A 13,871-nucleotide genomic window follows, 5' to 3' on the forward strand; every position below is an offset into this window, starting at 1 on the left:
GGAGAATATGATGAATACGAACAATACAGGTACCGTGCGGTTTGATGGCGTGGTGAAAAAATACGGCACTGTCACCGCTCTAAAAAACCTCGATCTGACGATAAATGCGGGGCAACTCGTGACACTACTTGGGCCGAGTGGATGCGGAAAGACAACGACGCTGCGACTTATTGCAGGGTTGGAAATGGCAACCAGCGGTAAAATTCACATCGGCGGCGAAGATGTGACACATTTGACCGCAACCTATCGAAAAGTTTCTATGGTCTTTCAATCATACGCCCTGTTTCCGCACATGACAGTGCGCGAAAATGTTGCGTACGGCTTAACGGTCAAATCGATGCCAAAGACCGAAGCTGCCCAAAAAGCAGAACACGGCCTTGAGTTGGTGGGACTTAAAGGTTTTGGCGATCGATTACCCAGCGAACTATCTGGGGGCCAACAGCAACGTGTCGCAGTCGCCCGTGCCATTGTGCTGGAGCCAGAGGTTTTGCTACTTGATGAACCTTTATCAAACCTCGACGCAAAACTACGCCGTCACGTGCGCGAAGAAATTCGTCAAATTCAGCAACGCCTTGGATTAACCGCCGTTTACGTGACGCACGATCAAGAAGAGGCCATGGCTGTATCCGACCGTATTGTGGTTATGAAAAACGCAGAAATCGCCCAAGAGGGCGCACCACACGATCTATATGAACGGCCTAACTCATCTTTCATTGCTGATTTTATCGGCGACGCCAACCTTGCACTATGCGAAGTGACATCAGTTGCCGAACAATTGGCGCAGGTTCGCTTGGGTGACACTGCCTATGCCGTGCCTTCAGGTGACTTCACTTCGGGTGAAGCAAACTTGGTTCTACGCCCCCATGAAATACGACTAACACCACCATCCACGCCCGGTTTACGTGGATCAATTAGCTATGCGGCCTATTTGGGTAAAGAAATTCAATACACCGTAGAAACCGATCACGGCTCACTGTTCGTTGTGAGCCCAATCGCTAACGATCCTTTCCAACAAGGCGATGATGTTTCTGTTCAGCTTGATCAGACCCGTATGCGCCTTGTGGCAACTGACGCAGGTTAATCCAACTCACCTATGTTTTGTACAGGGCCCAATGTATGCCAAATGAAAACACCAAACTGCAATTCGCCATTTCGCTTGCTGAAGAAGCGGGCAAACTTGCCCAATCTATGCGAGCCGAAGCAACAGAGGATTTTGTTCAGACGAAAGGGCAGCAGGATTTTGTAACTAACGCCGACAAAGCCGTTGAAGCCCTGATCCGAAGCAAGCTGGCCGCCGCCTTTCCCGAAGACGCATTTCTAGGCGAAGAGGAAGGGCTTAGCGGCTCCGGTCAGAACTATTGGGTAGTTGATCCCATTGATGGTACGACAAACTTTATGCGCGGATTTCCCGATTGGGCCGTATCCATTGCTTATTGTAACGGCGCTGACATTTTAATCGGAGTGATCTGCGCCCCAGACCTGCAATCCACTGCATGGGCCGAACGTGGAAAAGGTGCGTTTTTGAACGACATGCACCTTGAGGTTTCGCAAATCTCTGCCTTAGAACATTCCATTCTGATGACCGGGCGATCAGGCCGCCGCCCAGTTGCGAATTATCTACACCTTCTTGATGGATGTTTTCGAAACGGCATGGAATACCGCCGGAATGGTGTCGCCACGATCAGTTTACTCACCGTGGCACTAGGACGCGCTGAGGGCTACTATGAGGAACACCTCAATGCGTGGGATGCGTTTGCTGGGATGCTTATAATCCAAGAGGCTGGTGGTCATGTAGAATGTGATGATATCGAAACATTTCTTTCACATGGCAGCAGGATTTTAGCATCTAATGGTTATATACATGATGCGATCAAATATGTGGTAAGTTCAACACCTTAATACGTAGTTATAGTGTTCATACATCACACAACGGTGCGACGCCGCAGCCAATAGCAACAAAATGGATGTCAGTTTTGGGGAAGGCCATCGAGGTTGAGCTGAATGCTTTGCCCATCGGCTGAATATCCAGCATTTATGATCGTGAGATTGCCGTACCGACCGCCTTTTCGAATACGCCCTGAAAGGTCAAAGTGCCCTGCATACCGCCCCTCAAAAAAGCCCTCAAAATCACCTGCTCGCAACAGAATGTAGCTAAATCTACTCGGAAATTCTGCCAAGGCAAAAAACCATTCATGGTCTAGCGTCAAGTTGCCATCATCTGCAAAAACTGCTTCTGATTGCCCAAAAACACTCGAGTATCGCTGCGTCCAAGCATCAGGATTGTTTTGAGCTAAAGCTATCTGTTTATCGGCCTCACTTCGCCGCCATACAATTATTCTCATGTTGTTCAACCATACGATTTCAACTTGCCCAGGTTCAAAATCTGAGATTGCTATCAAAGGCCGCAGTGCCTCTTCTTCTGCAACGACATCGGCTGTAGGCAAACCTGTTCGCACAAGTTGCAATATGCCCGTTAAAAACACGAACAGAACAGCCAGCACAGTAATAATGTAAAGAATTTGAGGGCGATGCATAGTACAAACACGTACTAGAAGCTTGCTCCCGAAGGAAGGAAAACATCAGTGTCGGAGGCGCAAAATTCCTAGCTAGAAACTTACGCACTCCGTTGACTAAAGCTTTCCGAAAATTAATTTTCAACGCACATGCATCGGGCCGCACTTTGGCATGTAGGGCTTTAGTCGCCATTGATGGCTATAAAATACCCCAGATCCACCACGACAAGCGATAAATCTTAGCTGCTGTTTGTTTGAATTATTCCATCATGCACCCATTGATCAAACAGATTGAGCACAGCTTCGCTAAAGGCTACATCATTGATGTGCGACTGAACCTCTGTCATCCCTACGCGACCTGTAAACGCTCTTCGCGCTTCATCTACCATTTCCGCTAACGCTTCGGGGTCGTGCGCTTCCCCACCTTCTTGATCCCATGCTTCGACACCACCGGTCGGTAGGAAAAAGTGTGTTGGGGCCTTGGCATCTTCTAGGCGGCTAGCCATTTCACGTATCCATGCCCGGCGTTCCTCTCCGTTGAAAACAGAGCTCTTAATTAACCGATTATGTTCGTGGAACGGACGATCTGCGTATTGCTCAGGTATCTTTTGCCACCCAGCAAAATCCAACAAATCCAGCGCACCCGGAGCAACCATTTGCGGTATTCCAGCTTGTCCCGCATTTGTCAGTCGATCTTCGCCGCTCGAAACAAGGGACCCCGCCATCAGATTGCCGAACTCCTGCATACTGAAATCCATAACGCAAACAAACGCCCCTTCAGACGCCAGTTTTTCAAACGCCATACCGCCCATGCCTGTAGTATGAAAAATAGCCACTTCAAAGCCGCGCTCTTCCAATGCCGGTTTTAGCGTTTTCATGTATCGTAGGCATGACGACCCCAAAGACGTCATTCCAATCATTGGTTTGCTTTGGTCAGGTTTTATTGCGGCTCTTGCGGCTCCGACCACAGCTCCGGCCGCTTGGCTAAGGGAGGATTTACAAATGGAGTTCATCCCATAGAGCCCCCCCGCCCAAAGGATCATCTGAATGTCGGGGGCCAATCTATGGGGTGGAATAAGCGGCGAAAAACTTACGGTTGAAACGATGTATTTTGGCACGCCCATGGGCAAAGCCTGAGCGCAATCTAACGCCAAGTCAGTCCCCATAGTGCCACCAGTGGCCAGCATCGCATCAAATCGACCTTCTGCATACGCCGCCTCAATCACTTTGACTGCCCCGGCAGACATAACTCGGAACGCCTTGTTTTCATCACCTTGCCCAATGACTTCGTCAATTGTCATGCCACCGCCGGCGGCAACATCATGTTTGCTAATGTCAGTTGAGGCCGTTGGATCGCCCAATACCGATACATCCATAGTCAATACAGCCGCACCCTGTGCGCGAATGCATTCTTCAATGAACCGCATTTCTGGTTCTTTGGTATCATAAGTTCCGATCAACAGAATGGTTTTATCTGCCATGTCGTTCTCCCTTGTCTCTCGGTTCATCCAGAATTTTCAAGATACTGCTCAACGAGCTCTAGCGCGGCTTCGATAAAGCGAACATTGCGTATGGCTGACCCATCTTCGTTCATACGTGATACGATCCAACCCACGTATGTTGTGGCCCTTAGCGCCATAAACAGATTAAGGTGTTGGGTATCCAGCGCACGTTTTTGCCGATACCCCGCAAGCAACGCCGCTTTTAATTGCTCATAATCTTGTTCGTTACGGTTTTTGATTAAAGTCGTTGCAACATCAAACAAACGATACCCAAACCCAGCGTCATCAAAGTCGATCAGCTGAATTTTATCCCCATCAAGCATCACATTTTCGCGGACCAGATCCGCATGGATTAATCCGAAATCTAAATTATTCTCTAAATTCCCCAAGTCCTGTTGTGCTTTATTCCGGAAATCCTCCAGACACCGTTTACCTTTGGCGTCCAACGTTGGATTTTCCCAAAACCTCCCCCATAGAGGTGTTTCACCAACTAAGCCTTTGCGATCCCATGACCAACGGGTAAACCCAGTGGGAACAACCCACGCGTCACTAACACTATGAAGTTGAGCCATTTCTCGGCCAATTCCAACAAAGAGTTTCTGTCTGTCCGCATGTGCTAGTCCCTGCCCTGTTGCCCCAACAGGCGCGCCTCGCAACCAAGTAAGCACATCAACTTGCACGCCATCAATCAACTGCAAAAATGCACCGTCAGCGGCTGGAACCGGCTTCGGAACAATAAGCCCCCCCGCACCAAGTTCATTCATCCATTGTAATTCTGATCTCAATTCCGCGTTCGTGCGCAACTGTTTGCGATGCAACCTCAGGGCATAAGTATTGCCATCCAAATCGACGCGATAAACATGGTTTTCTCGCGCTGCAACCAATGTCCATTCTGCGCGTGACAGACCCCAGAGCCTTAGCGCTTTTCCAACAATTCCCTTCATGCAGACAAACACATTCGTGCCAAAACCTCATCGAGCGTATCAAACAGAAGTTTTGCGTTTTCGATTGAAAAGGGCATAGGTGGTCGAATTTTTAATGCGTTTTTGTGACGTCCCAGCTTGGATAAAATTATGCCCTGGTGTCGCATCGCATTCACAACCCTATCCGTGAATTCAGACGCCGGGAGGTTTGTCGCGCGGTCAGCAACCATTTCAGCACCGAAAACCATACCTGTGCCGCGAATATCCGCAATAACGTCATATTTTGACTGCAGCTCTGTCAAACGTGTTCTGGCATATTCCCCAACGGCATTTGCGTGCTCTCTCAGGTTTTTTTCCTGCAATTCTTGCAAGACAGCCATAGCCGCAGCGCAACTAACCGGGTTTCCTCCGAATGTATTAAAATATCTAAACTTGGTTCTGAAAGCTGCCATCGTATCTTCGTTTGTTACGACACAACCCACGGGATGACCATTTGCCATCGGCTTTCCCAACACCAACACATCGGGAACCACGTCTTGCTTTTCATGGGCCCAGAAATGGGTTCCAATGCGCCCGAAGCCCGACTGGACTTCGTCACAAATCAAAAGCCCGCCTGCCTTTCGCACGACCTCTGCCGCTGGCTTCAACCAACCTTCCGCCTGTGTTGGAAACCCTTCATTCAAAAAATACGGGCACAGCACCAAAGCAGCAAAACCATGATCGCTTTTTTGCAACTCAGAGACGCGTTCAGCAACCTTTTCCGCAAACTTAGTTCCGTCAGGGTCGGAAATTCGAAGACTATCCGGCGCTTCCACAAACCTAAAAAACTGATCTAAACCAAACCCTACCTCAGGAACATTACTGCGGCTAAGTTGGCTAACAAGGGCCGTGTTACCGTGATATGTCGCATCAGTTGCGATGATGCCCCGGTTCCCGGTGACGGCCTCCGCCATTCGCAATGCGATATCATTTGCTTCAGACCCTGTGCATGTCATGATTGCGGTTGATAAACTATCATCCAGCGTTGCGGTTAAGCGCTCGACATATTCAAGAATACCTTCATGCAAATATCTCGTATGCGTATTCAACGTACTCGCTTGCCGAGTGATCGCCTCAACCACACGAGGATTGCAATGCCCCACGTGGGGAACATTATTATAGCAATCTAAGTACTTTCGACCATCCGCATCCCATAACCAGACTCCTTCGCCACGAACAATGTGGATAGGATCATCATAAAAAGTAGAAAAGTTTGGACCAAGAAGCCGTGCACGATCTTTTGTCAGTGAAGCATTTGACCTATGCATAATTGCCTCCTTCGGCTTGAGGCATTCCTGTCTTGCGATAAATCTCTAAAAAGCTACCTGCAGGATTTTGGACGTCAAAATGAACTGAAACCAAACCTACTGCATTCGCTCCATTAATGTTACGCAACTGATCATCAACAAATACGCACTCAGATGCTTGCAACCCCAGATCGTCTAGACACGCTGTGTAAGCTTTTGGATCCGGTTTTAGGATTTTCGTATAAGTGGCATCGTGGATCAGCTCGAAATCAGCGAGAAACGGCAATTTTTCGCGAAACTCAACGCCGTAAAACAAGTCAAGTTCGTTGGATAGAATTGCCAATCTAACCCCGGACTTCTTTGCATCTTCTACAAAGCTCAGAAACTCAGGGCGTATAACTTCAGCTGGATGAGCCCCCCTCGCAGCTTTGACAAAGTCTGCCATTTGTGTCCAGTTTTCACCAATCAACGCCCCTGTCTCCAGTGTGCGCTTCATCCAGTAATCTCGTTCACTGATGTCATCCGCCTGCATCGCGCGCCAGTATGTGTCAGATGCCGGATCAAATGGCCCACGCCATTGCAAACTTCCACTCGGCAGGCCCAAAGCACGTTCCGTCAGATCATGGGTTTCAAACAAGGTACGTGTAACAACACCGCCAAAATCGAAAATTACCGCTTTTGTCATAGCTTTATCCATGCAGTTTTAAGGTCGAAATATTTGTCCATCGCATGGAGCGACTTATCATGTCCGTTACCCGACTGTTTGACGCCCCCCAACGGTACAGTCAGATCAGAGCCCCCATATGTGTTCACGTGCACGATCCCTGAACGAATACCAGCAACCATGCGGTGTGCGCGGCTCAAATTAGAAGTCCAAACCCCGGCGGAAAGGCCAAAATCAGTGGCGTTGGCTAGTCGAAGAGCATCCTCTTCAGTCTTAAACGATGTGACTGCTAACACCGGCCCAAACACTTCGTTTTGAAACAAATTATCCTCGGCTTTAACATCCGTCATTACGGTTGGCTGCATATAATACCCCCCCGTTTCGCCTAAGATACGAACGCCACCGGTCCGCAGCTGCGCGCCTTCTACTTCAGCTTTTTCGACAAATTCAAGGTTGGCCTCAAGTTCGGACAGGCTATGCACCGCTCCAATTTGCGTATCCAAATTCAGAGGGTCACCTACCCGATAATTTTCTGCATGGCGGCAGACTTCAGCGACAAATTCTTCATGAATATCTTCTTGAACCAATAACCGAGACCCAGCGATACATACCTGTCCAGAATTTCGGAAAATTCCTGCAGCAGATTCTCTTGCTGCCTTCGCCAAATCAGGAGCATCAGCAAAGATGATGTTGGGAGATTTCCCGCCAAGTTCAAGATAACACCTTTTGAGATTTGAACGCGCAGAATATTCTAACAATCGACGTCCGGTGGTACCTGACCCAGTAAAGACCATAATATCGACATCCATTGAAAGCGCGAGCGCCTCGCCGACCACGCTCCCGCGCCCGGTCACTACGTTAAACACGCCTTCTGGTAATCCTGCTTCGACTGCCAGTTCTGCAATTTTTAACAAAGTCAGAGAGGCGCTTTCTGCAGGTTTCAATACGATAGAGTTCCCGGCAGCAAGAGCAGGCGCAATTTTCCAACTACCTATCATCAGAGGAAAGTTCCAAGGAACAATAGCTCCAACAACACCAACCGGCGTGTGGTGAATTAGCCCCAACACATCAGGGGATGTAGGTGCAATTTCACCGTAAACTTTGTCGAGAGCTTCTCCATAAAATCGAAAGGTCGCAGCGGCGGACATCGCTTCTGCCTTAAATGCCATGTTGATTTCGGTACCATTATCTAACACGCCCAACACAGAAATTTCCAACGCGCGTTGTTCAATCAAATCCGCAAGCTTGAACAATACCTTTTTCCGCGCAGAAGGAGCCGTCTTGGACCAACGTCCATCCTCAAATGCACGCCGGGCACAGGCAACGGCCTGATCTACGTCTGAAGGCGTTCCAGATGCGATTTGGGTAATAACTTTGCCATCAATCGGTGATATGACACTCTCTGTAGCGCCGTCGGAGGCCGCCTGACCGCGACCATCTATAAAATGGCCGCGCGGCGACAGTGATTGCGCTCTTAACGCGTTGATTGCACTTTGTTCCATGAAGTTACCCTTGTTGATTGGGGTGGTCCGCATCCACAGCAACGGTTGTCGGCTGGGGGCGGAGTTTATTCTTGTATTCAAAAATCAATGTGCGGATGTGAGCTGCAACAATGAGCAAAATCATGATGAATAGGATCATCGCAATTGGCCTATCAATAAAATCAAATGGTGTTTGCACGCGTGCCATCGCACTGCGCAATTTCACTTCCATAATTCCGCCTAGAACCATTCCCAAAATGATTGGCACGACAGGTAAGTCCAATCTTTTTAAGATTAATCCAAATACACCAAACCCCGCTGCAAGCGCGCAATCGGTTATCGAATTTCGCAGCGAATAGACACCAACAAACGCGAGCGTAAGGATCATAATTCCCAAAAAGCGGGTTGGAATTTGAATGACTTTAAGGAGAATATTGGTGGAGAAGAGTAAAAACACCAAGACAATTACGTTTAGTAGTATCAGCGCCATATAAAGCGCCATCACGAAATCCATCTGGTTTTCAAACAACTGGGGTCCCGGGATCACATTGTGCACATAAAACACGGACAACATCATTGCGGTGAGAGCTTCACCTGGAATACCAAGTGCCAACAATGGGATCATCGCAGCCCCCGGAACAGCGTTATTAGCGGCCTCCGAAGCCACTAATCCTTCCTCGGACCCATCACCAAACTTCTCAGGGGTTTTCGACGTTTTCTGCGCGTAAGTGTAAGATAAAAACTGCGAAGTGAATTCGCCTACCCCAGGGATCATACCCATTATCACGCCGATTGATGATGAAACCGTTGCTATGCGTTTCAGTCCCAATAACTCCTTCAGGCCGGAAAACAAGTTACCCTGAACATCAGCCTTTTCAGGTGCATGATCGCTTTCCAACAGCAACAACAGCGCCTGCGAAATCGCAAACAACCCTAGCACAACAACGATCAAATCAATCCCCGACGAAAGCCAGCTTTGATCAAAGGTAAAGCGACGGGTATACTTAACCGGCTCAAGGCCAACTGTATTTAAAAACAATCCGAACGCAGCGAGCATCGCCGCAGCAAATGTCTGTCCTCTGTGCGCCAACACAACAAGCAAGATACCCATAAACGCTGCTAGAAAGATCTCTCTGCTGCCAAAATGTGGGGCGATCAATGCAAGCACCGGCGACAACACCATCAAACATAGGATCGAAAATATTCCACCAAAAAATGAAGCCGAATACGCCAGAGACAATGCGCGATGCCCAAGCCCACGTTTGGTCATCGGATACCCATCATAGGTGGTCAAGGCATTCACTGCAGTCCCGGGAGTGTTAATCAAAATCGCGGGGATTGCCCCCCCGTACATTGAGGAACCATAAATCCCCAACAACAGCGTAAGACCAACGATTGGTTCAAAGGAAAACGTTGCCGGTAACAAAATAGCAATGGCTACAGCCGCCCCAACACCTGGCAATGCTCCGATGATCACACCCCCAATGGAGCCAATAAAGAGGGCTACAATAACCTGCCACTGCGCAAGGATCGAAAAGCCCGATAACAATACATCCATGAATATGCCTCAGAGGTTAGTAAGGAAAAATATGCGGATGGAATCTGGCAGGTATTCGTACACAGCCCCTGCAGGCACACGGACTTGTAGCCCGGCACGAAAAATGACGGGCACCACAACTCCGAACGCTACAGCCGCCATCAACGTCGTTTTATTTCTGAACCCAACTCTGATCGCCAAAAATACAGCGAACAATACTGTTGAGGGTAGGTATCCAATCCATGGTACCATGATAACATATATCAAGAAATAGGCGACATATTCCAAAGATCGCAACCAGAATATGACCTCTGGCCAACGGCCGGGTATACGTGGCGAAACGGCCGAACTCACCATATGTAAAATTGCAAAGACAACCATACAATAGATAGCGATACGCGGCCAAAGCGATGGCTGAGCAAACCATTTTGTTCGATTAACAACTTGGGTTTGCTCCCCAAGTTGCGAAAGCAGAAACAAGGAAAATAACAAAAAAACGACAGCAAACACAATATCGCCTGGCCGTCTATAACGTTTGAACAAATCTTGAAGTGTTTTGGTCAACATGACGTACTCCTCATTTTCTGCAAACTGCACTGCGCCCAATCGCGCAGTGCAGACAGATTTATTCGCCCAGCATTTCAGCGATATTGCCTAGGACTGCGGTGTCAGCCTCGATCTGAGCAGACGCTTCTGCGGCATCTTGCCAGTAGATCAACACACCAGTTTCCGCGATTAGGTTTTGTGCGGCTTCGGATTGTAAGGCGACCTGCGCTGCTGCCGCGATTTTCTCGCGGGCATCTTCAGGTGTGTCTTTGTGCACGAACAAACCATTCCAGAGAGCAACCGATAACTCAGGGACCAGTTCACTCACCGTTGGGCTGTCGGGTGTTAAGCTAATGCGTTCATTCCCGATACTCGCAAGAACCGTCACGTCATCCAAGCAAGGCAAAATCAACTGCAACGTTGTATTGATTACGTCAACGTCGCCTGATGCCAAGGTGTTGCAGTCCAACGCATCAAATGCCGCTTCGCTGCTAAAGTCAAATCCGCTCTCGATTGCCGCGGCAAATGTTACCTGTGTGGGCGGAAGAAACGATCCAAAATGCCCGAGCGCTACACCGTTATCTTGTGCATATGCATTTAGTTCTTCCCACGTCGAATAGGGGGCGTCGTTACTGGTCGCAATGACGAATGGATACGTCATAAAGATGCCAATTGGCTCAAACGGGTTTGGAGACAACTCAGGGATGCCAATCTGTGGTCCACCAATAGGAACATCTGTCACAAACGAACCGATGGTATACCCATCTGCAGGCGCTGTAGCGACTTCAACTGCGCCGGGAAAAGGACCGCCACCGCCGCCGGGCTTATTCACCACTGCAGCGGGCACCCCGTACATAGATTGAAATTCGTCCGCGATTAGCCGTGTCAATACATCTTCAAGATCGCCCGGAGGCCAAGGCACAACAAAAGACACCGGTTTTTCGGGGTATTCGGCTAGCGCAACAGTTGCAGATAGTGCCAGAGCGGCTCCCGAATACAGTAATTTATGTATCATTTTCTTCCTCCCTTTGGTTCATTATTTGAACCTTGATTGCATATTTATTGTTGCGGTGTTAAGTGTTTTCTGTCAAGTTATATTTGAAGAATGAGGATCACGAAATGGGAACAACGCTTAATTCATTGAAGTTGCTAGATTATTTTACAATCGCGAAGCCTGAGCTGGGCCTATCTCAGGTAGTGCGGCAGACAAATATGAATAAAGCTACCGTTTTGCGACACCTCAAAGAATTGTGCGAATACGGATTGCTTGAGCAAAGCCCAACAACAAAACTCTACTCTATCGGACCAGTCGCGTTACGCTTGGCAGGCGTACGCGAAGCTACAAAACCAGTATTGGTTGCGGCGCATCAGATCATGAAAGAACAGGCGGTCATTACACGTGAATCGCTGCACCTATCACTTCTGAATGGCAACGAGCTCCAAAACGCAGCTGTCGAAGAAAGCCGATTTCACAGCGTACGCGTTACCTTTATCCCGTCTGAAATCTTACCAATACACGCGACTGCATCCGGCGCAATTATGCTCGCTTTCGGACCAGAAACCCTAAAAGAACATTTGAAAAACCAAATTCTTCCAAGTTATTCCGACAGCACAATCACCGACCCAAGCCAAATACTGCGTTACGCTCAAAAGGTGCAAACATCCGGCTGGGCGGAGAGCCCCGGTGCGCGCGAAGCAGGCGTTCATGGGTTTTCAGCGCCTGTATTCGGACCAGATCAAATTGCCATCGGCGCAATTGCCTGCGCCGTTCCCCAAAGTCGTGTCACTCCATCCTTAAGAACAGAAATATTGCAATCTCTTCAGATTGCATCCCGAGACATAACCGTCGCTTTTGGCGGACTGACTCCGGCGGCCTACCCTAAACAGTTCAATGAAACTCTTAATATGTTGCCTTCGAATGCTGGTAGCGAAATGGAGACCGAAATATGAAAGATTCAAACTTTCTCAAAGAAAACAACGCCAGGCATTTTTGGCATCCGATGGCTCATCCTGCCGATAGCCAGACAAATCTACCAACTATTTTGACGGGTGGCGAAGGTGTAAGCATCACCGACGTGAACGGCCACAGAACAATTGATGCAGTTGGCGGGCTTTGGAACGTGAACTTGGGATATTCCTGCCAACCCGTCAAAGATGCCATTTGCGAGCAGCTGAATGCTCTCCCCTATTATTCCACTTTCCGTGGCACGACAAACGACAAAGCAATTGAGCTTTCTTACGAGTTAGCGCAGTTCTTTGCACCCGACGGGTTAACGCGTGCATTTTTCACATCTGGTGGGTCAGATTCTGTTGAGGTTGCATTGAAGCTAGCCCGCCAATATCACCGTATCCGTGGTGAAGCTGGGCGCACTAAATTTATCAGCTTAAAGCAGGGGTATCACGGCACCCACTTTGGCGGCGCATCGGTGAACGGGAATGCCAAATTCCGGAATGTTTACGAGCCACTTTTGCCGGGTTGTTTTCACATCCCCGCGCCCTACACCTACAGAAATCCGTTCAACGAAACGGACCCTGAACGACTAGCGCAGCTTTGCGTTGCCGCGTTAGAGGCTGAAATTGCGTTTCAGGGTGCGAATACAATCGCGGCATTTATTATGGAACCTGTTCTCGGGGCCGGTGGAGTTATTCCACCTCATAAAAGCTTTATGCCTATGGTCCGCGAAATCTGTACCAAACATGGTATTTTGCTTATCTCCGACGAAGTCATTACCGCCTTTGGTCGCACGGGCAGTGAAAGTGGTGCCCGCCACTGGGGTGTTCAACCTGACATCATGACAACAGCCAAAGCCATCACCAACGGTTACTTTCCGTTTGGTGCCGCGATGATCCACGAATCCGTCGCTGAGGTCTTTGAGAAAGATACCAGTGGTCTTGGCTCTGTAGACCAAGGGTACACCTATTCAGGACATCCGGTCGGAGCGGCTGCAGCCCTCGCCGCTCTTTCAGAAATCAACCGCCTCCAAGTTTGGAAAAATGCCGGGGCACGCGGAGATCAGCTCTTCGCAGGATTGCAAAAACTGGGCCAAAAACACGATATGGTCGGCGACGTGCGCGGAGGCGAAGGGTTAATGTGTGCGTTAGAACTTGTCTCTGATCGCGAAACCAAAACGCCGGTAGCAAAAGAAGCGCCCGTTCGTATCCAAAAGGCTGCATATGAGGACGGCGTGATGGTCCGCGTTTCAGGCAACAACATTATCCTCTCTCCACCGTTGGTGATCACGTCTGACGACGTGGAAAAGATTTTATCTGCCATCGATACTGGCCTCGGAAGCATTTAAAACACTTAATCCCCGCGCGTCCTTCGGGCGGGGCCTTGCCCAGAATTATCGTCGCAACGATAGTTTCAAAGTTAGTGTATTTTATCACTTATTCCCTCGTGAAGGGTCATCCCGGTCCTC

The 13,871-nt window shown here is 49.0% G+C and carries 13 protein-coding genes; 4 read left to right on the forward strand and 9 right to left on the reverse strand.

Annotated elements, in window-relative coordinates:
* Window positions 1–10 precede the first annotated feature (10 nt).
* Together G9C99_RS17085 and G9C99_RS17090 are read left to right on the forward strand one after the other, a co-directional pair.
* On the forward strand, window positions 11–1,081 hold the full coding sequence (locus G9C99_RS17085; RefSeq protein ID WP_166418748.1) for an ABC transporter ATP-binding protein: 1,071 nt from the start codon (window positions 11–13) through the stop codon (window positions 1,079–1,081).
* Window positions 1,082–1,116: 35 nt separating this feature from the next.
* On the forward strand, window positions 1,117–1,899 hold the full coding sequence (locus tag G9C99_RS17090; RefSeq protein ID WP_166418749.1) for an inositol monophosphatase family protein: 783 nt from the start codon (window positions 1,117–1,119) through the stop codon (window positions 1,897–1,899).
* 68 nt (window positions 1,900–1,967) lie between these two features.
* Here G9C99_RS17090 and G9C99_RS17095 read toward each other — a convergent pair whose 3' ends face one another.
* From G9C99_RS17095 to G9C99_RS17135, 9 genes are all read right to left on the reverse strand, one after another.
* Window positions 1,968–2,534: a Rieske (2Fe-2S) protein gene (locus G9C99_RS17095; protein ID WP_166418750.1), complete on the reverse strand. Its 567-nt coding sequence runs from the start codon at window positions 2,532–2,534 to the stop codon at window positions 1,968–1,970.
* Window positions 2,535–2,752: 218 nt separating this feature from the next.
* Window positions 2,753–3,994, reverse strand: a complete 1,242-nt coding sequence (locus G9C99_RS17100; protein WP_166418751.1) for a Tm-1-like ATP-binding domain-containing protein — start codon at window positions 3,992–3,994, stop codon at window positions 2,753–2,755.
* Window positions 3,995–4,017: 23 nt separating this feature from the next.
* A complete protein-coding gene (locus G9C99_RS17105; protein ID WP_166418752.1) occupies window positions 4,018–4,959 on the reverse strand; it encodes a phosphotransferase enzyme family protein in 942 nt (313 codons plus the stop codon).
* A complete protein-coding gene (locus tag G9C99_RS17110; protein WP_166418753.1) occupies window positions 4,956–6,245 on the reverse strand; it encodes an aspartate aminotransferase family protein in 1,290 nt (429 codons plus the stop codon). The genes G9C99_RS17105 and G9C99_RS17110 overlap by 4 nt, the downstream gene beginning before the upstream one ends.
* Window positions 6,238–6,909 (reverse strand): HAD-IA family hydrolase, encoded by a 672-nt coding sequence (locus tag G9C99_RS17115; protein WP_166418754.1) that lies wholly within the window; start codon window positions 6,907–6,909, stop codon window positions 6,238–6,240. Before G9C99_RS17115 ends, G9C99_RS17110 begins: the two co-directional genes overlap by 8 nt.
* On the reverse strand, window positions 6,906–8,390 hold the full coding sequence (locus G9C99_RS17120) for an aldehyde dehydrogenase (RefSeq protein WP_166418755.1): 1,485 nt from the start codon (window positions 8,388–8,390) through the stop codon (window positions 6,906–6,908). The genes G9C99_RS17115 and G9C99_RS17120 overlap by 4 nt, the downstream gene beginning before the upstream one ends.
* A 4-nt stretch (window positions 8,391–8,394) precedes the next feature.
* Window positions 8,395–9,927 (reverse strand): tripartite tricarboxylate transporter permease, encoded by a 1,533-nt coding sequence (locus tag G9C99_RS17125; RefSeq protein WP_166418756.1) that lies wholly within the window; start codon window positions 9,925–9,927, stop codon window positions 8,395–8,397.
* Between the two features lie 9 nt (window positions 9,928–9,936).
* The gene (locus G9C99_RS17130) at window positions 9,937–10,473 is read right to left on the reverse strand and encodes a tripartite tricarboxylate transporter TctB family protein (protein WP_166418757.1); all 537 of its coding nucleotides are present in this window, start codon (window positions 10,471–10,473) and stop codon (window positions 9,937–9,939) included.
* A gap of 58 nt (window positions 10,474–10,531) precedes the next feature.
* Complete coding sequence (locus tag G9C99_RS17135) at window positions 10,532–11,467, reverse strand: tripartite tricarboxylate transporter substrate binding protein (RefSeq protein ID WP_166418758.1); 936 nt, start codon at window positions 11,465–11,467, stop codon at window positions 10,532–10,534.
* A 104-nt stretch (window positions 11,468–11,571) separates the two neighbouring features.
* On the opposite strand from G9C99_RS17135, the gene G9C99_RS17140 reads away from it, so the two are divergent.
* Both G9C99_RS17140 and G9C99_RS17145 read left to right on the forward strand, forming a co-directional pair.
* Window positions 11,572–12,402 carry an IclR family transcriptional regulator gene (locus G9C99_RS17140; protein ID WP_166418759.1) on the forward strand — a complete coding sequence of 277 codons (831 nt, stop codon included), beginning with the start codon at window positions 11,572–11,574 and terminating at the stop codon, window positions 12,400–12,402.
* A complete protein-coding gene (locus G9C99_RS17145; protein ID WP_166418760.1) occupies window positions 12,399–13,751 on the forward strand; it encodes an aminotransferase class III-fold pyridoxal phosphate-dependent enzyme in 1,353 nt (450 codons plus the stop codon). The genes G9C99_RS17140 and G9C99_RS17145 overlap by 4 nt, the downstream gene beginning before the upstream one ends.
* The last annotated feature ends 120 nt before the right edge of the window (window positions 13,752–13,871 follow it).

The sequence above is a fragment of the Cochlodiniinecator piscidefendens genome, assembly GCF_011326755.1.
GTDB classification, from domain to species: Bacteria; Pseudomonadota; Alphaproteobacteria; order Rhodobacterales; family Rhodobacteraceae; genus Cochlodiniinecator; species Cochlodiniinecator piscidefendens.

Excerpts from the sequence above, each read along its gene's own strand:
- G9C99_RS17085 (WP_166418748.1), top strand. The coding sequence starts at position 11 with ATGAATACGAACAATACAGGTACCGTGCGGTTTGATGGCGTGGTGAAA.
- G9C99_RS17130 (WP_166418757.1), bottom strand. The coding sequence starts at position 10,473 with ATGTTGACCAAAACACTTCAAGATTTGTTCAAACGTTATAGACGGCCA.
- G9C99_RS17100 (WP_166418751.1), bottom strand. The coding sequence starts at position 3,994 with ATGGCAGATAAAACCATTCTGTTGATCGGAACTTATGATACCAAAGAA.
- G9C99_RS17105 (WP_166418752.1), bottom strand. The coding sequence starts at position 4,959 with ATGAAGGGAATTGTTGGAAAAGCGCTAAGGCTCTGGGGTCTGTCACGC.
- G9C99_RS17125 (WP_166418756.1), bottom strand. The coding sequence starts at position 9,927 with ATGGATGTATTGTTATCGGGCTTTTCGATCCTTGCGCAGTGGCAGGTT.
- G9C99_RS17120 (WP_166418755.1), bottom strand. The coding sequence starts at position 8,390 with ATGGAACAAAGTGCAATCAACGCGTTAAGAGCGCAATCACTGTCGCCG.
- G9C99_RS17095 (WP_166418750.1), bottom strand. The coding sequence starts at position 2,534 with ATGCATCGCCCTCAAATTCTTTACATTATTACTGTGCTGGCTGTTCTG.
- G9C99_RS17090 (WP_166418749.1), top strand. The coding sequence starts at position 1,117 with ATGCCAAATGAAAACACCAAACTGCAATTCGCCATTTCGCTTGCTGAA.
- G9C99_RS17135 (WP_166418758.1), bottom strand. The coding sequence starts at position 11,467 with ATGATACATAAATTACTGTATTCGGGAGCCGCTCTGGCACTATCTGCA.
- G9C99_RS17115 (WP_166418754.1), bottom strand. The coding sequence starts at position 6,909 with ATGACAAAAGCGGTAATTTTCGATTTTGGCGGTGTTGTTACACGTACC.
- G9C99_RS17140 (WP_166418759.1), top strand. The coding sequence starts at position 11,572 with ATGGGAACAACGCTTAATTCATTGAAGTTGCTAGATTATTTTACAATC.
- G9C99_RS17110 (WP_166418753.1), bottom strand. The coding sequence starts at position 6,245 with ATGCATAGGTCAAATGCTTCACTGACAAAAGATCGTGCACGGCTTCTT.
- G9C99_RS17145 (WP_166418760.1), top strand. The coding sequence starts at position 12,399 with ATGAAAGATTCAAACTTTCTCAAAGAAAACAACGCCAGGCATTTTTGG.